Annotated in this window: 24 protein-coding genes; 11 read left to right on the forward strand and 13 right to left on the reverse strand. The window is 59.8% G+C overall.

The window, feature by feature from the left end; translation table 11 throughout:
- Positions 1–29: 29 nt before the first annotated feature.
- Positions 30–1,532 carry a sodium/proton antiporter NhaB gene (gene nhaB, locus CKW16_RS19785; RefSeq protein WP_095129948.1) on the forward strand — a complete coding sequence of 501 codons (1,503 nt, stop codon included), beginning with the start codon at positions 30–32 and terminating at the stop codon, positions 1,530–1,532.
- A gap of 113 nt (positions 1,533–1,645) precedes the next feature.
- Here nhaB and CKW16_RS19790 read toward each other — a convergent pair whose 3' ends face one another.
- The 3 genes from CKW16_RS19790 to gnd are packed head-to-tail and all read right to left on the reverse strand — an operon-like array spanning position 1,646 to position 4,967.
- The gene (locus CKW16_RS19790; protein ID WP_095129950.1) at positions 1,646–2,470 is read right to left on the reverse strand and encodes an HAD family hydrolase; all 825 of its coding nucleotides are present in this window, start codon (positions 2,468–2,470) and stop codon (positions 1,646–1,648) included.
- Positions 2,467–3,990, reverse strand: a complete 1,524-nt coding sequence (zwf, locus tag CKW16_RS19795) for a glucose-6-phosphate dehydrogenase (protein WP_095129952.1) — start codon at positions 3,988–3,990, stop codon at positions 2,467–2,469. The genes CKW16_RS19790 and zwf overlap by 4 nt, the downstream gene beginning before the upstream one ends.
- Positions 3,987–4,967, reverse strand: a complete 981-nt coding sequence (gnd, locus tag CKW16_RS19800) for a phosphogluconate dehydrogenase (NAD(+)-dependent, decarboxylating) (protein WP_056739989.1) — start codon at positions 4,965–4,967, stop codon at positions 3,987–3,989. The genes zwf and gnd overlap by 4 nt, the downstream gene beginning before the upstream one ends.
- Positions 4,968–5,239: 272 nt before the next feature.
- On the opposite strand from gnd, the gene CKW16_RS19805 reads away from it, so the two are divergent.
- The 4 genes from CKW16_RS19805 (at position 5,240) to CKW16_RS19820 (ending at position 10,063) form a co-directional block, all read left to right on the forward strand.
- Positions 5,240–5,422, forward strand: coding sequence for a DUF6026 family protein (locus CKW16_RS19805; RefSeq protein ID WP_033055075.1), 183 nt, complete (start codon positions 5,240–5,242; stop codon positions 5,420–5,422).
- A 199-nt stretch (positions 5,423–5,621) separates the two neighbouring features.
- Entirely contained in the window at positions 5,622–7,355 is a 1,734-nt protein-coding gene (locus CKW16_RS19810; protein WP_095129954.1) for a phosphoethanolamine transferase CptA, read from the forward strand.
- A gap of 167 nt (positions 7,356–7,522) precedes the next feature.
- The gene (locus CKW16_RS19815) at positions 7,523–9,760 is read left to right on the forward strand and encodes a TonB-dependent siderophore receptor (RefSeq protein WP_095129956.1); all 2,238 of its coding nucleotides are present in this window, start codon (positions 7,523–7,525) and stop codon (positions 9,758–9,760) included.
- A gap of 96 nt (positions 9,761–9,856) precedes the next feature.
- A complete protein-coding gene (locus CKW16_RS19820; protein WP_046054123.1) occupies positions 9,857–10,063 on the forward strand; it encodes a hypothetical protein in 207 nt (68 codons plus the stop codon).
- Between the two features lie 48 nt (positions 10,064–10,111).
- On the opposite strand, the gene CKW16_RS19825 is transcribed toward CKW16_RS19820, so the two are convergent.
- The 5 genes from CKW16_RS19825 to CKW16_RS19845 form a co-directional block, all read right to left on the reverse strand.
- Positions 10,112–10,603, reverse strand: a complete 492-nt coding sequence (locus CKW16_RS19825; RefSeq protein ID WP_095129958.1) for a GNAT family N-acetyltransferase — start codon at positions 10,601–10,603, stop codon at positions 10,112–10,114.
- Positions 10,604–10,716: 113 nt separating this feature from the next.
- Positions 10,717–11,298, reverse strand: coding sequence for a DinB family protein (locus tag CKW16_RS19830; RefSeq protein WP_095129960.1), 582 nt, complete (start codon positions 11,296–11,298; stop codon positions 10,717–10,719).
- Between the two features lie 16 nt (positions 11,299–11,314).
- A complete protein-coding gene (gene zapE / locus CKW16_RS19835) occupies positions 11,315–12,433 on the reverse strand; it encodes a cell division protein ZapE (RefSeq protein ID WP_095129962.1) in 1,119 nt (372 codons plus the stop codon).
- A 26-nt stretch (positions 12,434–12,459) separates the two neighbouring features.
- Complete coding sequence (locus tag CKW16_RS19840) at positions 12,460–12,801, reverse strand: nuclear transport factor 2 family protein (protein ID WP_008069241.1); 342 nt, start codon at positions 12,799–12,801, stop codon at positions 12,460–12,462.
- A gap of 52 nt (positions 12,802–12,853) precedes the next feature.
- Positions 12,854–13,570 carry a YafY family protein gene (locus CKW16_RS19845; RefSeq protein ID WP_095129964.1) on the reverse strand — a complete coding sequence of 239 codons (717 nt, stop codon included), beginning with the start codon at positions 13,568–13,570 and terminating at the stop codon, positions 12,854–12,856.
- 204 nt (positions 13,571–13,774) lie between these two features.
- Between CKW16_RS19845 and CKW16_RS19850 the strand changes: the two genes are divergently transcribed.
- Positions 13,775–14,827 (forward strand): aldo/keto reductase, encoded by a 1,053-nt coding sequence (locus tag CKW16_RS19850; protein WP_095129966.1) that lies wholly within the window; start codon positions 13,775–13,777, stop codon positions 14,825–14,827.
- A gap of 102 nt (positions 14,828–14,929) precedes the next feature.
- On the opposite strand, the gene speB is transcribed toward CKW16_RS19850, so the two are convergent.
- Both speB and CKW16_RS19860 read right to left on the reverse strand, forming a co-directional pair.
- Positions 14,930–15,889: an agmatinase gene (gene speB, locus CKW16_RS19855; RefSeq protein WP_095129968.1), complete on the reverse strand. Its 960-nt coding sequence runs from the start codon at positions 15,887–15,889 to the stop codon at positions 14,930–14,932.
- A 13-nt stretch (positions 15,890–15,902) separates the two neighbouring features.
- Complete coding sequence (locus CKW16_RS19860) at positions 15,903–16,994, reverse strand: polyamine ABC transporter substrate-binding protein (RefSeq protein WP_095129970.1); 1,092 nt, start codon at positions 16,992–16,994, stop codon at positions 15,903–15,905.
- 102 nt (positions 16,995–17,096) lie between these two features.
- On the opposite strand from CKW16_RS19860, the gene CKW16_RS19865 reads away from it, so the two are divergent.
- The 3 genes from CKW16_RS19865 (at position 17,097) to CKW16_RS19880 (ending at position 20,312) form a co-directional block, all read left to right on the forward strand.
- Complete coding sequence (locus CKW16_RS19865; RefSeq protein ID WP_095129972.1) at positions 17,097–17,990, forward strand: LysR family transcriptional regulator; 894 nt, start codon at positions 17,097–17,099, stop codon at positions 17,988–17,990.
- Between the two features lie 121 nt (positions 17,991–18,111).
- Positions 18,112–19,584, forward strand: coding sequence for a nucleobase:cation symporter-2 family protein (locus CKW16_RS19870; protein WP_095129974.1), 1,473 nt, complete (start codon positions 18,112–18,114; stop codon positions 19,582–19,584).
- Between the two features lie 182 nt (positions 19,585–19,766).
- The gene (locus CKW16_RS19880) at positions 19,767–20,312 is read left to right on the forward strand and encodes a GNAT family N-acetyltransferase (RefSeq protein WP_095129976.1); all 546 of its coding nucleotides are present in this window, start codon (positions 19,767–19,769) and stop codon (positions 20,310–20,312) included.
- A 149-nt stretch (positions 20,313–20,461) separates the two neighbouring features.
- Here CKW16_RS19880 and CKW16_RS19885 read toward each other — a convergent pair whose 3' ends face one another.
- Positions 20,462–21,385 carry a carbon-nitrogen hydrolase family protein gene (locus CKW16_RS19885; RefSeq protein WP_095129978.1) on the reverse strand — a complete coding sequence of 308 codons (924 nt, stop codon included), beginning with the start codon at positions 21,383–21,385 and terminating at the stop codon, positions 20,462–20,464.
- Between the two features lie 85 nt (positions 21,386–21,470).
- On the opposite strand from CKW16_RS19885, the gene CKW16_RS19890 reads away from it, so the two are divergent.
- Positions 21,471–22,406: a LysR family transcriptional regulator gene (locus tag CKW16_RS19890; RefSeq protein WP_095129980.1), complete on the forward strand. Its 936-nt coding sequence runs from the start codon at positions 21,471–21,473 to the stop codon at positions 22,404–22,406.
- On the opposite strand, the gene CKW16_RS19895 is transcribed toward CKW16_RS19890, so the two are convergent.
- Entirely contained in the window at positions 22,381–22,632 is a 252-nt protein-coding gene (locus CKW16_RS19895; RefSeq protein WP_008155229.1) for a hypothetical protein, read from the reverse strand. The two genes, CKW16_RS19890 and CKW16_RS19895, sit on opposite strands and share 26 nt — an antisense overlap.
- A 165-nt stretch (positions 22,633–22,797) precedes the next feature.
- Here CKW16_RS19895 and CKW16_RS19900 point away from each other — a divergent pair, with 165 nt between their 5' ends.
- Entirely contained in the window at positions 22,798–23,115 is a 318-nt protein-coding gene (locus CKW16_RS19900) for a YqjD family protein (RefSeq protein WP_095129982.1), read from the forward strand.
- Positions 23,116–23,208: 93 nt separating this feature from the next.
- Here CKW16_RS19900 and CKW16_RS19905 read toward each other — a convergent pair whose 3' ends face one another.
- The gene (locus CKW16_RS19905; protein ID WP_095129984.1) at positions 23,209–24,249 is read right to left on the reverse strand and encodes an Ldh family oxidoreductase; all 1,041 of its coding nucleotides are present in this window, start codon (positions 24,247–24,249) and stop codon (positions 23,209–23,211) included.
- Between the last annotated feature and the right edge of the window lie 208 nt (positions 24,250–24,457).

Genomic DNA, 24,457 nt, shown 5'->3' on the forward strand with positions numbered 1-24,457 from the left:
TGCGCGCTTCTTAATACAAGGAGTAGCCGATGCCCGGTTCAATGGCTCAGGCGTTCGCACACAATTTTCTCGGACATTCACCCCGCTGGTACAAGGCAAGCATTGTCGGTTTCCTGATTCTCAACGCACTGGTGTTGTGGACCGTCGGCCCGGTGGCGGCTGGCTGGCTGCTGGTGCTGGAGTTCATCTTCACCCTGGCCATGGCGCTCAAGTGTTATCCGTTAATGCCCGGTGGCCTGCTGTTGATCGAAGCACTGTTGCTGAAGATGACCACGCCCCAGGCACTCTACGACGAGCTGGTGCACAACTTCCCGGTGATCCTGCTGCTGATGTTCATGGTGGCCGGCATCTACTTCATGAAAGACCTGCTGCTGTTTCTGTTCTCACGACTGCTGCTCGGGGTTCGCTCCAAGGCGCTGCTGGCGTTGATGTTCTGCTTCCTGTCGGCGTTTCTGTCGGCGTTTCTCGATGCCTTGACCGTGACCGCCGTGATCATCAGTGCAGCCGTCGGGTTTTACTCGGTGTATCACCGCGTCGCCTCCGGCAACGATCCGCGTCAGGACAGCGAGTTTGGCGATGACCAGCACCTGCCCACACTCCATCACGCCGACCTCGAACAATTTCGCGCCTTTCTGCGCAGCCTGCTGATGCACGGCGCCGTGGGTACCGCACTGGGCGGTGTTTGCACATTGGTCGGTGAGCCGCAGAACCTGCTGATCGGCCACGAGATGGGCTGGCACTTCTCTGAGTTCTTTCTGAAAGTCGCCCCGGTTTCATTGCCGGTCCTGGTGGCAGGCCTGGTGACCTGCGTCCTGCTGGAGAAACTTCGCTGGTTCGGTTACGGCACGCTGTTACCGGACAACGTGCGTGCAGTTCTGGCCAAATACGCCGCCGAAGACAATGCCGAACGCACCTCGCGCCAACGTGCAGCACTCATCGTGCAGGGATTGGCAGCGCTGATTCTGATTGCGGGGTTGGCGTTCCACGTTGCTGAGGTCGGCCTGATCGGCTTGATGGTGATCGTGCTGATCACCGCATTCACTGGCATCACCGACGAGCACCGTATCGGCAACGCGTTCAAGGACGCCATGCCGTTCACAGCGCTGCTGGTGGTGTTTTTCGCGGTGGTGGCGGTGATTCACGATCAGCAACTGTTCACGCCTTTGATCCAGTGGGTGCTGGCGCTGCCAGCGGATCAACAGCCGGGCATGCTGTTTATTGCCAACGGCTTGCTGTCGGCCATCAGCGACAACGTGTTCGTCGCGACCATTTACATCACCGAAGTCAAACAGGCCTTCATCTCTGGCCACATGAGCCGTGAGCATTTCGAGACGCTGGCGATTGCGATCAACACCGGCACCAACCTGCCGAGCGTGGCGACGCCCAATGGTCAGGCTGCGTTTCTGTTCCTGCTGACCTCGGCGATTGCACCGCTGATTCGCCTGTCGTACGGGCGGATGGTGTGGATGGCGTTGCCATACACCGTGGTGATGGGTGTTCTTGGCTGGTATGCAGTGAGTTTCTGGCTTTGAATCAACAGGATTGACGCCTTCGCGGGCAAGCCTCGCTCCTACAGATTTACCGCTGACCTGTAGGAGCGAGCGGTGCGGCGATCCGACTTGCCCGCGAAGAACGATGACGCGGTTTAACCTGCGTACAGGATATAGCGCTCGATTGCCTGCGCCGCGCCGTCTTCGGTATTGGCGCCAGTCACCACATCGGCCTGGCGCTTCACTGCCTCTTCCGACTGCCCCATGGCGATCGACAAGCCTGCGCGGTGAAACATCGCCGGGTCGTTGCCGCCATCGCCCAGCGCCGCAGTCTGCTCCAGCGGCACACCGAGAAATTCGGCCAGTGTCGCCAGCGCTGCGCCCTTGTTGGCTTGCATCGCCGTCACGTCCAGGTACACCGGTTGTGAACGCGAGACCTGCGCCTGGCCCTCGACCTTGGGCAGCAACTGCGCCTCCAGCTCAATCAACAACTCGGCGTTGTTGCTGGCGGCGACAATCTTGTCGATACGTTCCAGATACGGCTCGAAACACTCGACCACCACCGGTGGATACCCCAGGCCATGCTGCTCCCGTGGAACCATGGGACCGGTCGGGTCCTTCGCTAACCAGTCGCCACCGCTGAACACCCAAACCTCGATGTCCGGTTGATCGGCAAACAGCGCCAACGTGGTCAGCGCCGCCGTTGCCGGCAAGTAATGCGCAACCAGCAAACTGCCGTCCGGATTGACGATGGTGCCGCCATTGAACGCTGCCGTTGGCAGGTCGACGCCCAGGGCTTCAATCTGCTGCAACATGGCTTTGGGTGGACGACCGGTGGCCAGGCTGAACAGCACGCCTGCTTCGCGCAAGGAACGGACCGCTTCGATTGTGCGTTGGCTGAGGCTGTGATCGGGCAGCAACAAGGTGCCGTCCATATCACTGAGTAAAAAACGGATGGGAGGCTGCGGTGCGTCACTCATCCGAGGCCATGCCAGACGCGACCGTCGCGGGTCAGGAGATCTTCTGCCGCCTGCGGGCCGTCTTCGCCAGCGGCATAGCTCTGCACGCTCGCGTCCTGCTGCCAGGCATCAAGGAAAGGCTGCACGGCGCGCCAGCCGTTCTCGATGTTGTCAGCGCGCTGGAACAGCGTCTGATCGCCGGTCAGGCAATCGTAGATCAGGGTTTCATAGCCGGTGGACGGCTGCATTTCAAAGAAATCCTTGTAGGCAAAGCCCAGTTCGATATTGGCCATCTTCAAGGCCGGGCCGGGCCGTTTGGCCAGCAGGTCGAACCACATGCCTTCGTTGGGTTGAATCTGGATTCGCAGATAGGTCGGTTGCAGCTCATCGACCTCGGTATCGCGGAACTGCGCATACGGCGCCGGTTTGAAGCAGATGACAATTTCGGTATCGCGCACGCTCATGCGCTTGCCGGTGCGCAGGTAAAACGGCACGCCGACCCAGCGCCAGTTGTCAATCATGACCTTCAGCGCGACGTAGGTTTCGGTATTGCTGTCGGGCGCCACGTTGTTTTCCTGGCGATACCCCGGCAACTCCTTGCCGTCAATTTCGCCGGGCGTGTATTGGCCGCGTACCGAATTGGCCAGCGCTTCCTCGACCGACCAGGGACGAATCGCACCGACCACCTTGGCTTTCTCGCCGCGTACCGCATCAGCGCCAAAGGCGGCCGGCGGCTCCATTGCGACCATCGCCAGCAACTGGAACAGGTGATTGGGCACCATGTCCCGCAAGGCGCCGGTGTGTTCATAAAAACTGCCACGGGTTTCCACGCCAACGGTTTCGGCGGCGGTGATTTGTACGTGGTCGATGTAGTGATTGTTCCAGAACGCTTCGAACAGGCTGTTGGAGAACCGGCTGATCAAAATGTTCTGCACGGTTTCCTTGCCCAGATAGTGATCGATCCGGTAGATCTGGTTTTCCGTCATCACCTTGAGCAAGCAAGCGTTCAAGGCTTCGGCAGTATGCAGATCGGAACCGAAGGGTTTTTCGATCACCACCCTTCTGAACGCTTCTGGCGACTCTTGCAGCAAGCCAGCGGCGCCGAGACGACGCACCACCTCGCTGAAGAAACGTGGCGCGGTGGCCAGGTAGAACACCGCGTTGTCAGTGCCGCTGGCGGCGATTTTCGCCGCCAGGGCTTGATAGGTGCTGTCGTCCAGGAAGTCGCCCTGGACGTAGCTGATGCCTTTGGCCAACTTGGCCCACAAGTCCGGATCAAGGGCTTGATCGCCCTTGCCGACCTTGGCGGCCACTTCGGCCCGAATGAAGTCTTCGAGTTTTTTCGCAAAGGCTTCATCGGTGATGGCGTTGTGGTCAACACCGATGATCCGCAGTCCATCCCCAAGCAGACCGTCGCGACTCAGGTTGTACAGCGCCGGCATCAGCAGACGCTTGACCAGATCACCATGGGCACCGAACAGAAACAGCGTGGTCGGTGGTGCGGGTTCTGCCTTGGATTTATTGCGGATCAGACGGGTCATTTTTTCGAAGTCTCCACGTGGCCGCCGAAGCCGAAGCGCTGGGCCGAGAGAATCTTGTCGCCAAAGGTGCCTTGCCCGCGCGAACGGTAGCGGGAGAACAGCGAGTTCGACAGCACCGGTACAGGCACCGATTGCTCCATGGCGGCTTCGATGGTCCAGCGACCTTCACCGCTGTCAGCCACCGATCCAGAGTAACCGTCGAGTTTCGGGTCGCTGGCCAGCGCGTCGGCGGTCAGGTCGAGCAACCAGGACGACACGACGCTGCCACGACGCCAGACTTCGGCGATGTCGCCTACGTTCAGGTCGAAACGCTGGTCTTCCGGCAGGTTGGTGCTGGCCTTGGTCTTGAGGATGTCGAAGCCTTCGGCGAAGGCCTGCATCATTCCGTATTCGATGCCGTTGTGGATCATTTTCACGAAATGCCCCGAACCGGCCGGGCCTGCGTGGATGTAACCGCGCTCGGCACGATCGTCTTCGGACTTGCGGTCCTTGGTTCGAGGGATGTCGCCCAGGCCCGGCGCAAGGCTCTCGAACAGCGGATCAAGGCGTTTAACCACCTCGGCTTCGCCACCGATCATCATGCAGTAGCCCCGCTCCAGGCCCCAGACGCCGCCGGAGGTGCCGACGTCGACATAGTGCAGGCCTTTCTCCGAGAGGGTTTTCGCCCGGCGGATGTCGTCCTTATAGAAGGTGTTGCCGCCGTCGATGATGGTATCGCCAGCTTCGAGCAAGGTGCTCAAGGTGTCGATGGTGTCTTCGGTCGGTGCGCCGGCCGGCAGCATGACCCACACCGCACGTGGCTTGGCCAGGCCAGCGACCAGCGCCGGCAGGTCGATGACGCCAGAGGCGCCTTCTGCGGCCAGGGTGTCGACAAAGGCGGTATTGCGGTCGTAAACAACGGTGGTATGACCGTTGAGCATCAGGCGCCGCGCAATATTTCCGCCCATGCGGCCCAGTCCAATAATCCCGAGTTGCATGTGCTGATGCTCCCTACTACAAATAAATGTGTGTCAAAGGTTATAGCCCAACGCGACTAATGAGGGTTAGTCCAGAGCGCTGGCACATAGTTTCCGGGCATTGTGCCCGATCCAGATTGATAACGTCGGTAATCGCGCCGAAGACACAACGACCATGAAAAATAAAAAAGTTCCCTTCCGGGGCAAAAGAAATCAAAATCAGCGCCGATAGTAAGTCAGCACCCGATGTCGGGGCAGGTTTACAGTTGAGGCAGCCATTTGCGAGGTGAGCAATGGGCACAGTACACGCAGCACGGCCAGCACAAACCCTTTACGTCACGATCCGTCGCGATGAATTACGCCAGTTGAAAGACGAGCGCGACCAGTTGAAGCAGGAGCTCGCGCAATTGCGCTTGTTGACACAAAGCAATCAGGCCCAGCCTTTGCCCGTCACTCACCGTGTGCCTCACGCCTGACCCCCTCGCTTGATTCGGAAGCAGCCCACTGTTGTTTCCGATCTGCCATCCCCCCTTTTGACAAACCCTGCACTCACGAAGTTTTCACATCCGTTTCTTGATACTCCGGCGCCTTATGGCCGTTCGGTATCCGCGCGGCGCCCGTTCGTCGGTGACAAAGATGTCCCGGCGGGGAAGTGATTATTGGCTGGAGCGCTGAATGGCTTTGTTTGAACGCAGCAATACGTCTGCGAAAGGTTTCGACTGGACAGGATTTCTCTGGCTGTTCCTGTTCTTCTGGTATTTTTCCGGCATTACCCAACTACTGATCCAACTGACAGGCACCTCCGGTTTTACCGGGTTCCGCCAGGCCTTTGTGATGAGTGCCATCTGGCTTGCGCCGATGCTGCTGTTCCCCAAACAAACACGTGTCATGGCTGCACTGATCGGTGTGGTGCTGTGGGCCTGCTCAATGGCCAGCCTGGGTTACTTCTTCATCTATCAGCAGGAGTTTTCCCAAAGCGTCATCTTCATTATGTTCGAGTCGAACATCTCTGAAGCCGGCGAGTACATGACACAGTACTTTGCCTGGTGGATGGTGGCTGCGTTCCTCGCTCACACCGCTTTCGCTTACTTCCTCTGGACTCGCTTGCGCCCGGTGTACATGCCTCGCGGTCGGGCACTGGTGGCTGCAACGGCGATTGTGGTCGCCGTCGTCGGTTACCCGCTGATCAAGCAAACCGCGCGTACCGGCAGCCTTGCCGGCGGTTTCGAAAAGTTCGAAACCCGCATCGAGCCCGCGGTGCCTTGGCAGATGGCCGTGGCTTATCACCGCTACCTCGATACCCTGGCCGGCATGCAAGACATGCTCAACAGTGCCAGCAAGATCCCTCCCCTGCACAATCTCAAGGATTCGGCGGCCAATCAGCCGGCGACCCTGGTGCTGGTGATCGGTGAGTCCACCAACCGTCAGCGCATGAGCCTCTACGGCTACCCTCGGGAAACCACCCCGGAGCTGGACAAGCTCAAGGATCAACTGGCGGTCTTCGATAACGTCATCACCCCGCGCCCTTACACCATCGAGGCGTTGCAGCAGGTTCTGACCTTCGCCGACGAAGAAAACCCGGACCTGTACCTGTCGACCCCGTCGCTGGTCAGCATGATGAAACAGGCAGGCTACAAGACCTTCTGGATCACCAACCAGCAGACCATGACCAAGCGCAACACCATGCTGACGACCTTCTCCGAGCAGGCCGACGAGCAGGTGTACCTGAACAACAACCGCAACCAGAATGCCGCCCAGTACGATGGCGACGTGATCGAGCCGTTCAACAAGGCCTTGGCCGACGCTGCGCCGCGCAAGCTGATCGTCGTGCATTTGCTCGGCACGCACATGAGCTATCAATACCGTTATCCGTCGTCCTTCGATAAGTTCAAGGACCGCAAAGGCGTTCCGGACGGTGTGCGCGACGATCAGGTGCCGACGTACAACAGCTATGACAACGCGGTGCTGTACAACGACTTCGTGGTCTCGAGCCTGATCAAGGACTACGCCAAATCTGATCCGAACGGGTTCCTGATGTACCTCTCCGACCACGGTGAAGACGTTTTCGATTCTCCTGGCCACAGCACCCTTGGGCGCAACGAAAGCAAACCGACGGCGCCGATGTACACCATTCCGCTCATGGCCTGGGCTTCGCCGAAATGGCGCGAAAACCATGACTGGAGCTTTGCCGGTGATCTTGGGCGGCCTTACAGCAGCTCGCACCTGATCCACACCTGGGCTGATCTGGCGGGTCTGAGCTTCGATGAACTGGATCGCAGCAAGAGCCTGGTCAGCGACAGTTTCAAGCCACGGCCATTGATGATCGGCAATCCTTATGAGCGCGAGCAAAAGGCATTGATCGACTTCAGCCTGATGAAACCCAAGACGGTGGCAGTTATTCAGCAGTAATCCTTTCAGGGGCCGGTTCCGGCCCCTTTTTCCTGTGCCATTGCGCGACTGTGCTGTTCGAAACCCCGCAAAGATAATAATTATTCTCGTTTATAGCTAAATCCCGCCTCTCCCCTTCGTCTTTGAACAAACGGAATTTTTCCATCGACGACAAGGAGTTGGCTGCGATGTTCGCGCCTATCACCCGTTCCATGACTTTTACCCTGGGCTTGTGCAGTGCCGCCCTGTGCCCCGACTTGCTGGCTGAAACCAGCCCTGACAAAGAGCCTGGCCGCACCCTCGAACTGGGCGCCACCAATGTCACCGCCCAGGGTTTGGGCAGCACCACCGAAAACACCGAGTCGTACACCACCGGCGCCATGAGCACTGCGACGCGCTTGAACCTGTCGATCAAGGAAACGCCGCAATCGGTGTCTGTGGTCACGCGCCAGCAAATGGACGATTTCAAACTCGGCACGCTGTCCGAAGCCATGAGCCAGACCACCGGCGTGGTCGTTCAGCACAACGATTCGGACCGGGTCAGCTATTCGTCCCGGGGTTACTCGATCACCAATTTCCAGATCGACGGCATGCTGAACACCTTCAGCTACATGAAGTCCGATTCCGACACCATCATCTACGACCGCATCGAAGTGGTTCGCGGTGCCACCGGCCTGACCACCGGCGCGGGCGACCCGTCGGCCACCATCAACATGGTGCGTAAACGGCCGACGGCGCAGTGGCAGGTCCAGACCGGTGTCAGCGGCGGCAGTTATGACGACTACTACAGTTATCTGGATGTCGGTGGTCCACTGGCTTTCGACGGCCGCTTGCGCGGACGCAGCGTGCTGGCCTATCGCGACAGCGATTCGTTCCGCGACAAGTACCAGCAACAACGGGAGGTCGGTTACGGCATTCTCGAAGCCGACCTGACCGATGACACCGTGTTGGCCGTGGGTTACGACTATCAGAACAAACACGTCCAGGGCACGTCCTGGGGCACGGTGCCGTACTGGAACGCTGACGGTGGCAAGGCCAACCTCGGACGCTCCACCAACATGGCCACGTCGTGGAGTTCCTGGCCGCTCAAGGACAAAACCGCGTTCGCCACGCTGGAACACCAATTGGGTGCCGGCTGGCACGCCAAGGCCGCCTACACCCATCGCGAGAGCGACACCGACGGCAAGATCTACTACGGCGGCGGGGGTTTTCCTGAGGCAGATCGCAGTGGCATGAGCGCCAACGTCAGCCACATGCTCAGTACGCAAAAAATGAAGGCTTATGACTTCAACGTGGCAGGCCCTTACTCGCTGTTCGGACGGGAACACGAAATGATGATCGGCTATGGCGAGGCCGAGCGCCGGGAAGATTCCCCCTACATGGTGGACGGCCCAAGGGCGGCGGATTACGAAAGCATCCGCGACTGGAAATACATGGGCGACATCGCCAAGTTTCCCGACACGGTCACCAGCCTTTCAGGTTCAAAAGACAGTACCCGCCAGAAGGCCGGTTACCTGGCCACTCGCCTGAGTCTGACGGATGACCTGCATGCGGTACTGGGTAGTCGCTATGGCAGCTGGAAAGTATCGACCAAGACCAACAAGTACGACGACAACCTGCAACTGAGCAGCGTCGATGCCAGCAGCCAGGAACACAACGACATGTGGACGCCCTACGCCGGGCTCCTCTACGACCTCACCCCCGAATACACGGCGTACGTCAGCTACACCGACATCTTCAACCCGCAAGACAATCGCGACAGCAATCGCAAATACCTCGAGCCAGTGGTGGGCAGCAACTATGAACTGGGGCTCAAGGGCAGCCTGCTTGAAGAACGTCTGAACCTCGCCACCGCGCTGTTCTGGAGCAAACAGGACAACGTAGCCGAAGTCGACGATTCGGTGCCACCGGACCCGGTGACCGGCAAGGAGTTCTACAAGTCAGGCGGCAAAGGCAACAAGGTTCAGGGCTTCGAAGCCGAGCTCTCGGGCGAGGTCATGGCCGGCTGGAACATGACGGCCGGCTACACCTACACCCACTCGGCCAATGGCGAAAAGAAACGCGCCAATACCAACCAGCCGCTGAATATGTTCCGGCTCTCCACGGCCTATCGTCTGCCCGGCGACTGGCAGGCACTGACCGTGGGTGGCGCGGTGAACTGGCAGAGCGATGTGTTCCGCGCCGCCAACCGCCCGGTGGGACGTAGCGCCGACGGTGCGGTGATCACCGAAAGGACCAAGATCCGGCAGGACGCCTACACCGTGGTCAAACTGATGTCGCGGTATGAGTTCGACAAGCACCTGTCGGCCTCGCTGAACGTCGATAACCTGTTCGACAAGAAGTATTACGACAACGTCGGGTTCTATAACGGTGTGTTTTGGGGTGACCCGCGCACGGTGACCCTGAGCCTGGACTGGAAGCTCTAGGCGCAGGCAATTCCCATTTAACGGAATCGGCGGATAATGTCCCTTCGACATTGCTTCATGGACGAAAGGACCCGACAACTCGTAGTGGGGCACACCATGAAACGTACAACCATGATCCTCGCCGGCCTGATGATGTTCAGTTCAACCGCTGCATTTGCCGAAGGTGGCGCTGAACGCATGCGGTACTACTTTGAGAGCCTGCGGCTCAGCCAAGAGGCGAATCAAAGTAACGCCAGCAACACCGCAGAAATCAGGGTTCCAGATGATCAAACCGCGCAAGTGACAGAGCACTACAAACCGTAACGACAAAGGGCGTCCTGATGGACGCCCTTTTTCTTTGCTCGTAATACCTTAAAGCGCCTTGGTCCAGAACAACATCCGACCGTGCGCCGGGTCGAACATGCCTGCGGCAAAACCGAACTTGCCATAGGAAGCCTGGGCGACTGCATTACCTTCCAGCACCTCCAGCGTGATTTTGCAGCAGCCGCGCTGGCGGGCGATGTCCTCGACCTTTTGCAGCATCTTCTGGCTCAACCCCAAGCCGCGAAATTTCGGCACCACCGACACATCGTGCACATTGACCAACGGCCGACAGGCGAAGGTCGAGAAACCTTCAAAGCAATTGACCAGCCCGGCCGGCTCGCCACCGACAAAGGCCAGAACGCTGAACGCGTGGGGACGCTTGGCCAGTTCCGCCGGCAGTTGCTTCAGCAAGTCGGCGGACAACGAGTGGCCGCCACCCATCGGGTCTTCGGCGTAAGCATTTAGCACCAGCCCAATAGCCTCGGCATGCACCGGATTGGTATAGCTGGCCTGAAGTACAATAATTTCTGCGGATTCCATTTCCACCCTCGTTCACACATTAAGTTGCCCCAGCGCATCTCGCACTGAAAGGCCGACCGACAATATCGCGGGCACAGCCGTGTCGACAACCCGATCCTGCTGTAATTTTTCGCTCAAGCGCCCCAGATCAGCGCCTCGGTCCACCCCAGCTCAGCAAAATCCTCAGCCCTGAGGCCTGACTCACCGGCACAGAAAAACTCGTCCAGTTGCGGTGGTTTGACCGGGGTGCCGCTGAGCATGGCGTGAATCTGCCCGCGATGATGGATCTGGTGCTCGTACAGATGGGACAGCAGGCGCAGGCGGCTGTCATGTTGCGGCGTGTCTCGGGCGATGGTCACAACCTTCCCGAGGTCAGCGTCGCGCATTTGCTCGCAATAGGCGATCAGTCGAAGGTCCACCAGCGCTTGTTCGCGCTTGAGGTCTACTGCGCGCGTAAACGGCTCGTCCTGGTTGAAAAACACGTAGCAATCGGGATGCGGGTCATCGCCGCGCAACTCCCGCTCCAGCGCATCCACGTAAAACCAGTCGCAGGTCAGGATGTGATTGAGGGTGGCGCGCAGACTGGGAAAGAAGCTGACCCGCGGTGCCGCCAGATCGGCCGGGCTCAACTGGTTCCAGGCCTTGGCGAGTCGATGATTGGCCCAAGCGTTCTGATAGGCCATGGTCAGCAAATGGTGCGACAAAGGCTGATTCATGTTCGCGGCTCCTTGTTCAAGCTTCGGCGAAACGTTGCAGCTGCATTTCCTGTAAACGGCTGAGGGTGCGGCGGAACGGAAACTCCAGATAACCCTCGGTGTACAACGATTCCATGGGCACCTGCGCTTCGAGGCACAGCGGCACCTTGCGGTCGTAGCACTCGTCCACCAGGGCGATGAAACGCCGTACACCGTCGTCATGCACCGACAATTGCGGCAACTCGCGATCGCCCGCCACCACCCGTTCGACGCCGTCTTCAGTGCCTCGTGCGATGCGCCCCTCGCGCTTTTGCGCGCTGAGGTTGGGCACGTCACTCAACAGAATAGCGCTGAAGGTGTCGCACAGGGCGATGAAATCCATGGCGGCAAAAGGCTGTTCGCAGAGGTCGGCGTAACGAGTCCAGAGTACGGTTGGACTGGCCTGCACGACATCGAGTGAGCGGTAGCCCACCTTGATCGGGTCACTGGACACCGACTGGCCGACGGTCAATGCCTTGAACACTTCACCCAGCGCGCTGGGTTGCCCCAGTGCCGCCACCCAGTAACGTTGCAACCCTTTGCCTGGGTGCAGGCGATGATCTTCGGCGCCATCCACCGCAATCACCTGCATATGTTTCTTGATGGCCTCGATGGCGGGCACGAACCGGTCGCGATTGAAGCCATCGGCGTACAGCTGATCCGGTGGCTGATTGGAGGTGCAGACCACCACCACGCCCTGCTCGAACATCACCTGAAACAAACGCCCGAGAATGATGGCGTCGCCAATGTCGTTGACAAACAGTTCGTCGAAACACAGGACCCGCACTTCCTCGCTCAGTTCGCGAGCCAGCGCCTTCAACGGGTCGACGGTGCCGGTCAGCTGAAACGAACGCTGATGGACCCAGCCCATAAAGTGGTGAAAGTGTTGGCGACGGGCCGGGACCTTCAGGCTTTGGTAAAACTGGTCCATCAACCAGGTCTTGCCGCGCCCGACCGGCCCCCAGAGGTACACGCCAGTGATCGGCGTGCGCCCTTCATGCAGCGCTTCGTAGCATTTCTGCAGCGCCCACACGGCATGTTCCTGGGCTTCGTCCTGGACGAAGCCCTTCTGTTCAATGGCGTGTTGCCAGGCGCTTAAGGGGGAGTCGACATTCATGCGCGGCAGTATGCCATGCGCCCTGGTTAGAGCGAGATGTCTAGCCGGGCGATCTTGCCCTGTTCATTCAGGCGAAACATGTAGCGCAATTCCAGCGGGCTGCCGGGAAACGTTCCGGAGATCAGGTTATGCACCAACACTTTGCCGGTGCGCAGTTGCACGTCGAGCACTTCAACCCGTGGCTGGTAACGCTGGGCGGTGTCTTGCATCCATTGCGCGATGGCGTGAGTGCCAACCTGGTGCTGGCCTTCATCGAACACATTGGCATCCTCAGCGAAAAAACTGGCGACTCGCGAGGTGTCGCGGGCATTGGCCGCAGCAATGTAGGCGGCGATGGCGGGTGCCAGTGAAGAGGCGGGATTGGACATGGTTACGGCTCCTTGTTTGTTGATTCTGGAGCCATGCTAAAACAAGCCTGTGTCAGTTCTTGTCAGGAGTGAAGCGCCCTGCTTCATCCAGTTGCATCTGTTTGCGCCAGGTGCGCAACAGGTCGCTGCGCTGTCCCGGATAACGCTCGCCCTGCTCGTTCGCTGCCGAGATCCGGTCGGTGCGAAAGGTGCGGTAGGCACTGCGCAACTCGCACCAGGCGACGATGATTCGCACCTCGTTCAGAAATCCCAGGGCCAGCGGCCAAATCAGCCGCTGACTGGGCACCTGATGAGCATCCGCGTAGTCGATATGCAGCTTGGCCTGATCGCGGATGGCCTGGCGAAACACATTCAGTGGCACGGCGTTGGGCGCGAAGCCATAGCCGGGTGGCCCCGGCAACACCGTCGGGTTGCGTAACGCGTCCAGCGCTTCAGGCGCCAATACCGCAGCAATCTTGGCCAGCGCATCCGCCGCAGCCTTGCTCAACACCTCATCGCCGCGTTGATCCACATAGCGCAACCCCAGCACGATGGCTTCGGTTTCATCGGCGTTGAGCATCAACGGCGGCAGAAACAAACCGCTGCGCAGCACATAGCCGATCCCCGCTTCGCCGTAGATTGGCGCGCCAAGGGCGGTGAGTTCGGCGATGTCGCGGTACAGCGTACGCTCGGAAATCTCCAATTCGCCGGCAAGTGTTGCCGCGGTCACCGGGCGACTTTTGCCGCGCAGTACTTGCAACAAGGTCAGTAAACGAGTGGTCCGCGACACGATCGGCAGGCTCTGTCCGTAAAAGTTGTCGGAGCTTAGCAGAGGACCCTGTCAGAAAGTGGCAGTAGCGTTGTGGCCGGTGGTCGGCCCTTTTCTTGAGAATGGAAAAGTACCTTGACGTTCAATATTACCGACATCATATTAAATACATGTCGCTAGACATTTATATTCAACCCCAACGTCTTTTCCTTCAGGAGTCACCCCATGCATTACAAAGTCTTCGGCCGCAAAACCGGCTTGCGGGTCTCGGAACTGGCGCTGGGCGCCGGAAATTTTGGCACCGGTTGGGGCCATGGCGCCGAGCGTGACGAAGCCAAACGCATCTTTGATGGCTACCTGGAGGCCGGCGGCAATTTCATCGACACCGCCAACGGCTATCAGGCGGGCCAGTCGGAAGCGATGCTCGGCGAGTTCATCGCAGCAGAACGGGACCGCCTGGTCATTGCCACCAAATACACCCTGGGGACCACGCCGGCTGCGGGCATTTCCCACACCGGCAACAACCGCAAGAACATGGTTCGCGCCGTTGAAGAAAGCCTGAAACGACTCAACACCGACCACATCGACCTGTTCTGGGCTCACATGAGCGATGGCGTGACGCCGATGGAAGAGATCCTGCGTGGTTTTGACGATCTGGTGCGCGCCGGCAAGATTCATTACGCCGGGCTGTCGAACTTCCCGGCGTGGCGCATCGCTCGGGCTGATTTGTTGGCTGAGGTTCGCGGTTTCTCGCCGATTGCTGCGATTCAGGTGGAATACAGCCTCGCTGAACGCACGGCCGAACGTGAACAACTGCCGATGGCCGAAGCCTTGGGCCTGGCCGCTACGTTGTGGTCACCGTTGGGTGGTGGGTTCCTCACCGGCAAGTACCGCACCAACGATGGCGACAACCGCGCCGCCAAACTTGGCATGCTGATTCACGCCGAGAAAAGTGCCCGTGAAACCGCCCTGCTCGACACTTTGCTGGCCGTCGCCGCAGAACTGGGCGCCAGCCCGACGCACGTGGCCATTGCCTGGCTGCGGGAAAAAGCCAAGCGTTCGACCACGGCACTGATACCGATTCTCGGCTCGCGCACTCGTGAGCAACTGGATGCGACCTTGGGTGCTTTGGATGTGCAGTTGAGTGGGGATCAACTGTCGCGGCTTGATGGGGTCAGTGGTGTGGAGATGGGCGTGCCCCATGAATCCATTGCCGGGTCGATGGCGCGATTTACCGGGGCTGAAACCCTGGATCTGCCGATCATCCCCGTCGCCTGAAAAAGCATCGCGGGCAAGCCTTGCTCCTACAGGTTCTGTGGTGTTCACACATTTTGTGTTCGCCGATATCCTGTAGGAGCAAGGCTTGCCCGCGATAGCGTTTTACCGGTCGACTTTGTGTTTAGCCGCATACAAACACAGCATTTCCATCGCCAACGTCGCCGCTGCCAGTGAGGTAATGTCCGCACTGTCGTAGGCCGGCGCCACTTCCACGACGTCCATTCCCACCAGATTAATCCCGCGCAAGCCACCCAGGATTTCCAGCGCCTGCACCGTGCTCAAGCCGCCGCACACCGGCGTTCCGGTCCCTGGAGCGAAGGCCGGATCGAGGCAGTCGATGTCGAACGTCAGGTACACCGGGTTATCACCGACCCGCGCCCGAATGGCCTCGACAATCTCATCAACACCACGTCGATGCACTTGTCGCGCATCCAGCACCTGGAAACCCTGGTGATCATCATTGGTGGTGCGCAAGCCGATCTGCACCGAACGCGACGGATCCACCAAACCTTCCTTGGCCGCGTGCCAGAACATCGTGCCGTGATCGACGCGCTTGCCGTCTTCGTCCGGCCAGGTGTCGCTGTGGGCGTCGAAGTGGATCAACGACAGTGGGCCATGTTTACGCGCATGGGCCTTGAGCAGCGGATACGTGATGAAGTGATCCCCGCCGAACGTCAGCATTGCGCTACCGGCGTTGAGAATGTGTTCAGCGTGGGCTTCGATGCTTTCCGGCACCGACTGCGGTGTGCCGTAGTCGAAGTCGCAATCGCCGAAGTCGATCACCGCCAGATGGTCGAACGGGTCGAAGGTCCACGGCCAATGGCGTTCCCAGGCAATCCCGGTGGACGCGGCACGAATGCCGCGTGGTCCGAAACGCGCTCCGGGGCGGTTGCTGGTGGCGGTGTCGAACGGGACACCGCTGACCGCTACATCAACGCCGCGCAAGTCGCGACTGTAGCGTCGACGCATGAAACTGGTGATACCGGCGTAGGTACTTTCGGCGGCAGTGCCGTAGAGGCTGTCGCGGGTCATGGCCTGATCGTTTTGCATCGGGACGTCCATCTCGGGTTCCTTATTATTGGCGGCTACGGAAAGTGGTCCACAAGCGAGTGCGTTGACGCAGGTCCTTGAGGCTCATGCTGCGGTCGGCGTACAGCCGGTCACGCACGTCAGGCAGCGGGTAGATGTCCGGGTCGGTGCGCACCGCCTCATCCACCAGCGGAGTTGCGGCCTGGTTGGCTGTCGCGAAGAACAGTTCGTTGGTCAGTGCCGCAACGGATTCCGGGCGCAACATGAACTCGATAAAGGCGCGGGCGGCTTCGGGGTGTGGGGCGTCCTTGGGGATCGCCAGGTTGTCCTGCCAGACCAGCGTGCCCTCTTTCGGAATCCGGTACGCCACTTCAAACGGCTTGTTGGCCTTGCGCGCCTGATCGGCGGCCATGCTGGCGTCACCGTTGTAGGTCAGCGCCAGGCAAACGCTGCCGTTGGCCAGATCGCTGATCTGCCGACCGGTCGCGACGTACAGCACATTGGGTTGCAGCTGATGCAACAGCGCCTCGGCGGCTGTCAGATCAGCCTTGTCGGTGCTGTAGGGATTTTTACCCAGGTAATGCAGCGCCAGGCCGATCACTTCCTGAGGCGAATCGAGAATGGCGATGCCGCAATCTTTCAGTTTGCTGGCGTACTCAGGCTTGAACAGCAGGTCCAGGCTGTTGAGCGGCACGTCCGGCAAACGCTGCTTCACGGCTTCGACATTCATCCCCAATCCCAAGGTGCCCCAGGTGTAGGGCACGCCATAGCGGTTGCCGGGGTCGACGGCGGCGAGTTTTTCCAGCAAATCCGGATCGAGGTTGGCGTATCCCTTGAGGCCTTCGTGGGGAATCTCTTTCAACGCACCGGCTGCCAATCCGCGGGCCAGCACACTGGAAGACGGAACGACCACGTCATAACCGCTGCCACCGGTGAGCAACTTGGTCTCGAGCACCTCCGAGGAATCGAACGTGTCGTAGCGCACGTGGATACCGGTTTCCTGCTCGAAACGTTGCAAGGTTTCAGGGGCTACGTAATCGGACCAACTGTAGAGATTGAGGACTTTTTCCTCGGCCTGGGCCGATACGGCCATGGCGAGGAACAGCGCGGGTAAACACAGCTTGAACATGGGAGCCATGACGAAACACCTGACCAGATGAAGTGGATGCAGAATGCGTCGTCGGATACATTGGAAAAATACCAAGTTAGTTATCCTGACTTTATCCAGGAGTAATGTTTGATGCTGAGTCAACTCCACGATCTCGATCTGCAACTGCTGCGCCTGTTCGTCAACGTGGTGGAGTGCGGCGGTTTCAGCGCGGCTCAGGGTGAGTTGGGCTTGAGCCAGTCGAGCATCAGCCAGCAAATGGCCAAACTGGAAACCCGACTCGGCTATCGCCTGTGCAGTCGTGGCAAGGGTGGTTTCAAGATCACGCCCAAGGGCGAGCAACTGCTGAGTGCGACTCGCAGCCTGTTCGAGTCCATCGAAGCCTTCCGCCACCAATCCAACGGCGTGGCCGGGCGTTTGATCGGCGAGGTTCGTCTGGGGCTGTCCGAAGCACTCGATCAATCCGTGCTGCAACGGGTGGCCGATGCGATCCGGCGCTTTCGTGAACGGGACGAATCGGTCCGCATCGAATTGATCAGCGCCATGCCCGGGGAAATGGAACGGTTGCTGCTGCAACAACGACTGGACCTGGCGATCGGCTATTTCTCACAAGTGCAAAGCGCTTTTGACTACCGCGAACTGTTTACCGAAACCCAGCACCTGTATTGCGCCGCCGGCCATCCGCTGTTCACTGATGATGCACCTGACGAACAAGCGCTACAGGCTTGCGATCGGGTCGATCACCCTTACCGTTTCCTGCGCAGCGACGAGCCTTTCCAGGGGAAGATGTGTTCGGCGCGCTCGGAGCAAGTCGAAGGCACCCTCGCCTTCATTCTCTCCGGCAAGCATGTCGGTTATTTACCCGAACACTTTGCCCGCAGCTGGGAAGACAAGGGATTGCTGCGAGCCGTGCGCCGTGCCGATATGAGTTTCGACGTGGCATTCCATCTGGCCCGCCATCGAGCCCAGGTGCCGGGGGATGCGCAAAAAGCCTTTGAGGAGGATTTACTCGCGGCGTTCGGTTGATGATCGTTCCTACGCTCTGCGTGGGAACGATCAGTGCGTTGTGCGTTGCCCTCGATGCCCGCTGCTGGCATCCTGCGCCTCCATTTTTTGACCCGGCCCGCCTTCTGGCACGCACATCACCATGACCGCCTCTGAAAAAGCCCCTGCCCCGCGCAATAACGACCTGATTTACGGCCTCGACGATCGCCCGCATCTGACCGCCACCGTCTTCGCCGCCCTGCAACACGTGCTCGCGAGTTTCGTCGGCATCATCACCCCGACGCTGATCATGGGTGGCGCCCTCGGTCTGCAAAGCGAAGTGCCGTACCTGATCAGCATGGCGCTGTTCGTCTCGGGGCTGGGCACGTTTGTTCAGGCACGGCGTTTCGGCCCGATCGGTTCCGGCCTGCTGTGTCTGCAAGGCACCAGCTTCTCATTCATCAGCGTAATTCTCAGTGCCGGTTTCATGGTCAAGGCTCGGGGTGGCGGCACCGATGAGATCCTGTCGACGATCTTCGGTGTGTGCTTCTTCGCCGCCTTCATCGAAGTGGTGTTGAGCCAGTTCATCGGCAAATTGCGGATGCTGATCACCCCGGTGGTGACCGGCACGATCATCACGCTGATGGGCCTGTCGCTGATCAAAGTCGCCATGACCGACATCGCCGGCGGCTTCGGTGCGGCGGACCTCGGCGCGGCCAGTCATCTGGCCCTGGCGGCCCTGGTGCTCGGAACGATTGTGGTGTTGAACCGGGTCGATGTGCCGTTCCTGCGCCTCGGTGCGATCGTCATCGGCCTGACCCTCGGCTATGTCGTGGCCTGGCTGATGGGTGACGTCAATTTCGCCAGCCTGCCCGACGTACCGTTGATGAGCGTACCGGTGCCATTCAAGTACGGCTTTAACTTCGATTGGGTGGCGTTTGTGCCGGTGGCGGTGATTTTCCTGGTGTCGCCGCTGGAAGCCGCCGGTGACTTGACCGCCAACTCGATGATTTCCCGGCAGCCCGTCAAAGGCCCGATCTACATCCGCCGGATCAAATCCGGTCTGCTCGCCGACGGCCTCAATTCGGCCATGGCCGCCGTGTTCAACAGCATGCCGATGGTGACCTTCGCTCAGAACAACGGTGTGATTCAGCTCACCGGCGTGGCCAGCCGCTACGTGGCGTTCTTCATTGCCGGTTTGTTGGTGCTGCTGGGGTTGTTCCCGATGATCGGCGCGGTGCTGCAGCTGATGCCCAAACCGGTACTCGGTGGTGCTGAACTGGTGATGTTCGGCACCGTCGCGGTCGCCGGGATCAAGATCCTCGCCGAAGCCGGCCTGCACCGGCGCAACATGCTGATCGTGTCGATTTCCCTCGGCATGGGCCTGGGTGTCGCGGCGGTTCCGGAAGTGCTGCGCGAGTTGCCGAAGGCGCTGCACAATATCTTCGAATCGCCGATCACCGTCGGCGCGTTGTGCGCAATCGTGCTGAATATCTTCCTGCCTGAAGAATTCATTGAGCTGGAAGAAGACGACTTCGATCCGGAAGCCTCGATCCTGCGGGTCATGGAAAACCCGGATGTCCCGGCCAAGGGTGAACCCGTCTCGCCCGCAGCTGTCGCACCCTTGAACCGCTAGAAAATGCTCAGACACTGGGCCTGAGCAAAACCCAAACGCTCGACAACCTGCCCTACGTCCTGCGCGGCAAACTCGCGGGCGGCTTGTTCGGCACCCTGCGTTTCGTGGACAGTGGCAAACTCAGCCTGCCAACGTCGACGACCGGCACCTGGTAATTCACGACTCAAGGAGCGACAAAGAACATGGAAGCCACACCCATGCTTTACACCGAACGCCTGATCCTGCGCCCGCTGGAATTGTCCGATGCCGAAGCCATCCAGCAACAGTTTCCGCACTGGGTAGTGGTGCGTTATCTCAACGCCTTGGTACCTTGGCCGTACCCCGCCGACGGCGCACTGACCTATCTGCGTGACATCGCTTTGCCGGCGATTGCCGCTGGTAAAGAGTGGCACTGGTCGATTCGTTTGAAGTCGGCGCCCGAGCAACTGATCGGCAACATCAGCCTGATGGATGAACAGGACAACAACCGCGGCTTCTGGCTCGCGCCAGAATGGCAAGGCCAGGGCTTGATGACCGAAGCCAGTGCGGCGGTCACCGAGTACTGGTTCGAAACCCTCGGCCGATCCGTGATGCGGGTACCGAAAGCAGCGCCCAACCTCGGCTCGCGCAAACTCTCGGAACGCACCGGCATGCGCTTGATCCGCAGCGATGAGGGCGACTTCGTCAGCGGGCGATTCCCCAAAGACCTCTGGGAAATCACCCGTGAAGAGTGGCTACAGCCGCACTGAAGATCCAATGTGGGAGCGGTGCCAGTCACACAACTCGTGCTCGACACCAATCCAATGTGGGAGCGGGCTTGCTCGCGAAAGTGGTGGGTCAGGCAACTCTCCTGTCGACTGACACTCCGCCTTCGCGAGCAAGCCCGCTCCCACATGAGTTATGCGTTAAAACGGACGCCGGGTTTTGCGCGCTCATCTACTGTCAGTTCGAAGACGTCCGGGCGCGCATAGTGGCCCACCACGTCGAAGTCGTAACGGGCACGGACCAGCTCGTCAGTGTCGATTTCTGCGGTGAGCAAACCGGCGCTGTCACGCAGAGGTCCTGCCAGAATGTCGCCCATCGGCCCGACGATCACACTGCCACCGGCAATCAATGCTCGGTCCGCCGGCCAGTTGGCGATCTCCACGCCCAAGGCGTGCGGTGAATCCTGAACCTGACAGGCGCTGACCACAAAGCAGCGTCCTTCATGGGCGATATGACGCATGCTGACCTGCCACATTTCCCGCTCGTCCACCGTTGGCGCGCACCAGACCTCCACGCCTTTGGCGTACATCGCGGTGCGCAGCAACGGCATCATGTTTTCCCAACACACCACCGCGCCGATCCGCCCGACCTGACTGTCGATCACCGGCAACGTCGAGCCATCGCCTTTGCCCCAGATCAACCGTTCGGTGCCGGTGGGCATCAGTTTGCGGTGCTTGGCGACCAGCCCGGTCTGCGGATCGAAATACAACGCGGTGCAGTACAACGTGCTACCGGCGCGCTCGATGACACCGATCACCAGGTTGGCGCCGGTGCGCGCAGACAGCCCGGCCAACGCTTCGGTTTCCGCGCCGGGCACGTCGATCGCATTGGCGAAATACCGGGCAAAGGCTTCACGACCTTCCGGCAGTCGATAACCCAGCTGAGTACCAAAGCCCTCGCCTTTGGGGTAACCGCCGAGCAACGCTTCCGGCATGACCACCAGCGCAGCACCGGATTCGATAATCGCGCTTTCCCAGGCAAGGATCTGTTCCAGGGTCTCGGCTTTGCCGCCGGGCAAAGAGCCGATTTGCAGTGCAGCAACGATTGATTTGGGCATCGCAGTAACTCCGAAAGCAATGAGGTGTTGCTCATTCTCAGGCGCCACGGGATCATCAATAAAGCCCCATTCACTGCTGAATGATATGAACCAAATGAATATCGCCGCCGTCGATCTCAACCTGCTGAAAGTCTTCGAAGCGCTCCACGAGGAGTCCAGCGCCAGCCGGGCCGCGTTGCGTCTGGGCGTGACTCAATCGGCGGTCAGCGCGGCACTGCGAAGGCTTCGCGAGGTGTATGGCGATCAGTTGTTCGTGCGCACCGGCCGCGGACTCGCGCCCACGCTCAAGGCCAACCAGTTGAAACCGGTGGTCAGCGATGCCCTGAACAAATGCCGGCAGAGCCTGGCGATGGTCGATCCGGCCGCCCACCATTACGACGGGCGCTCGGTGACCGTGGGGATGTCCGATGATTTCGAAATCGCTTATGGGCGCCGGCTGATCGAAGAAATCGCCCGCGTCGCGCCGAAGCTGCGGTTGATCTTTCGTCAGACCCACAGCCAGATCGTCGCTCAGGCGTTGATGGAGCGCAGCATTGATCTGGCGATCACCGCCGGTGGGTTTGCCGAGCGCTTGCTCAGCCGTCAGGTGTTGGGAGAAGGCGGTTATCTGTGCCTGGTGGACCCGCTCAGCCTGGCCGAGGGACAGCAGACCCTCAGCCTTGATGAGTTCGTTGCCCGCGAACACATTCTGGTGTCTTCGGGCGGCTTTATCGGGATCACCGATGAGGGGCTGGCGGCGCTGGGGTTGAGTCGGCGGGTATGCGCTTCGACTACACACTTTGCCGCGTTGCCGCACTTGCTCAAGGGCAGTCAGGCCGTGGCGACCATTCCGGCCCATGCGGCCCAAAGCATTGCGGCGCTCAGCGGACTGGCGCTGCTGCCCTGCCCTCTGGCGTTGCCGCGATACCCGATCGAACTGGGCTGGCGCACCAGTACACAGCTTGATCCGGTGGTGCTGAAAGTACGGGAAGCGATTGTCGCGAGTTTTGCGAGCGCTACTTGGCAGCCATCAGACGATTGACTTCACTGCGCACCATGTTCGCGAATTCCGGGGGCGACATGCCGTCAAGTTCGGCACGGACCCACTCGGCCCATTTGCCTTTGCGCTTGGCGCGTTCACCGAACAACCGCGCGGCTTCGCCCTTGGACTTGCCCAGGTTGCTTTGCCAGAGATCGAACAGACGGGATTTCTCATCTTCCAGCGCAGCGCGCTCGGCAAGGGGTTTGTCGGCCAGATTGAAGCTCATGGGAGTTACCTGCTGCGTAAAATAGGCGACATCTTACACTGTAGGAAGAAATGTCCGACTCAGGATTTTTCGTCAGGGTTGGGTCAACGCGAAAATCCACTGCAACTTTTTCGCTGACGACAGACTCCACTGTTCACTGCCCATTTATCTGCAAGGAGTACCTCAATGGCCCGGAAAACCGCCGCACAAGTCGCCGAAGACCAGATCAAGGATCAAGCCTTCAGCGAACTTCAGGCTCTGATCGAAGAGTCGGAAAAGCTGCTCAAAAGCAGTGCCTCGCTCGTCGGAGAGGAAGCGGACACACTTCGTGGGCAGATCGCCCAGAAACTTCAGCAGGCGCGGGACTCCGTCACCCGCGTTCGTGACCGGACCAAACCTGCGGTCGAAGCCACTGAAACCTACATCGGTGGCCATCCGTGGCAAACCGTGGCGATCTCTGCCGGTTTCGGCCTGGTAGTCGGGTTGTTGCTGAGTCGGCGTTAAGCGACCCCGTTTAATCAGTACCCAGCAAAAAGGCGAGCACGCAGCTCGCCTTTTTCATGCCCGGCTTTTATGCAGACTGAGAGTATGCAGGACTCAGAGCCCGGCCAATTCCCGCAAACTCGCCAACGTCTGAGCATCAAGCCGGATGCCTTCGGTGCTGGACTTGGCCCGCTGTTGGTGACGTCGATCCCCCGGCAAACGCTTGAGCCCCACACCGTGCATCTGCCGGACCAGTTCCTGACTGCGCTCGGCAAAATTCTGCCCGGCCGCCTTGCTCGGGTCGATCACGATCAACAGTTGGCCCGTCCACGGCGTCTTGGCCCCCGGATGGTTCGACCAATCGAACTCGAAGGAAAAATTGCCGCCGGTCAACGCCGCCGCCAACAGCTCGACCATCATCGACAGCGCCGAACCTTTATGCCCGCCAAACGGCAGCAACGCGCCGCCCTCAAGAATCGCTTTCGGGTCCTGGGTCGGCTGGCCAAGTCCGTCCACTCCCATGCCTGGCGGCAATCGCTCGCCCTTGCGTGCGGCGATCTGCACATCGCCATGGGCAATGGCGCTGGTCGCCAGGTCGAAGACAATCGGCTCGCCGTCAGCCCGAGGCGCGGCGAACGCAATCGGGTTGGTCCCGAACAGCGGACGATCGGCGCCGTGCGGTACCACGCAAGTCATGCTGTTGACCACGCTCAGCGCCACCAGGCCTTCATAGGCGAAGGGCTCGACATCCGGCCACAAGGCGGCGAAATGGTGGGAGTTACGAATCGCCAGCACCGCAATGCCAGCACTGCGGGCCTTCTCCACCAACAGTGCGCGCGCTGCCGCGAGGGCCGGCTGGGCGAAACCATTACCGGCGTCGACCCGGACAAAGCCCGAAGCCACGTCCTCGACCACCGGCACGGCCTGACCATTGACCCAGCCGCTCTGGAGCGTCGACACGTAACCGGGAATGCGGAACACGCCATGACTATGGGCGCCATCGCGTTCGGCGCCGGCGCAGTTGAGGGCCAGTGTTCTAGCGACATCGGCGGAGGTGCCATGGCGCTGAAAAATCTGCTCAAGCAAAAGAACGAGCGCGTCGAAATCGAGCGTTTGAGTGTTCGAACTGACGGCCACTTCGGGCGTTGCGGTCATCTGAAGCTCCAGTTTTATTATTGAATACGGGCAACAGGGTGAAGCGAGGTTGCAGGGCAACCCAAAACAGGTGTCGATTAAGCGCTGTTCTACCGGCGTCCTGTCAAGTCTCGACAGCCTGTTCGGATCAAGCAATATGTACCGCACCCGAGCCTTCCACTGACCGTACTGTTTTTCCTCAATCCAACGACCGGCGATTACCCGCCGA

Source organism: Pseudomonas sp. Irchel s3h14, from assembly GCF_900187425.1.
Lineage (GTDB): Bacteria > Pseudomonadota > Gammaproteobacteria > Pseudomonadales > Pseudomonadaceae > Aquipseudomonas.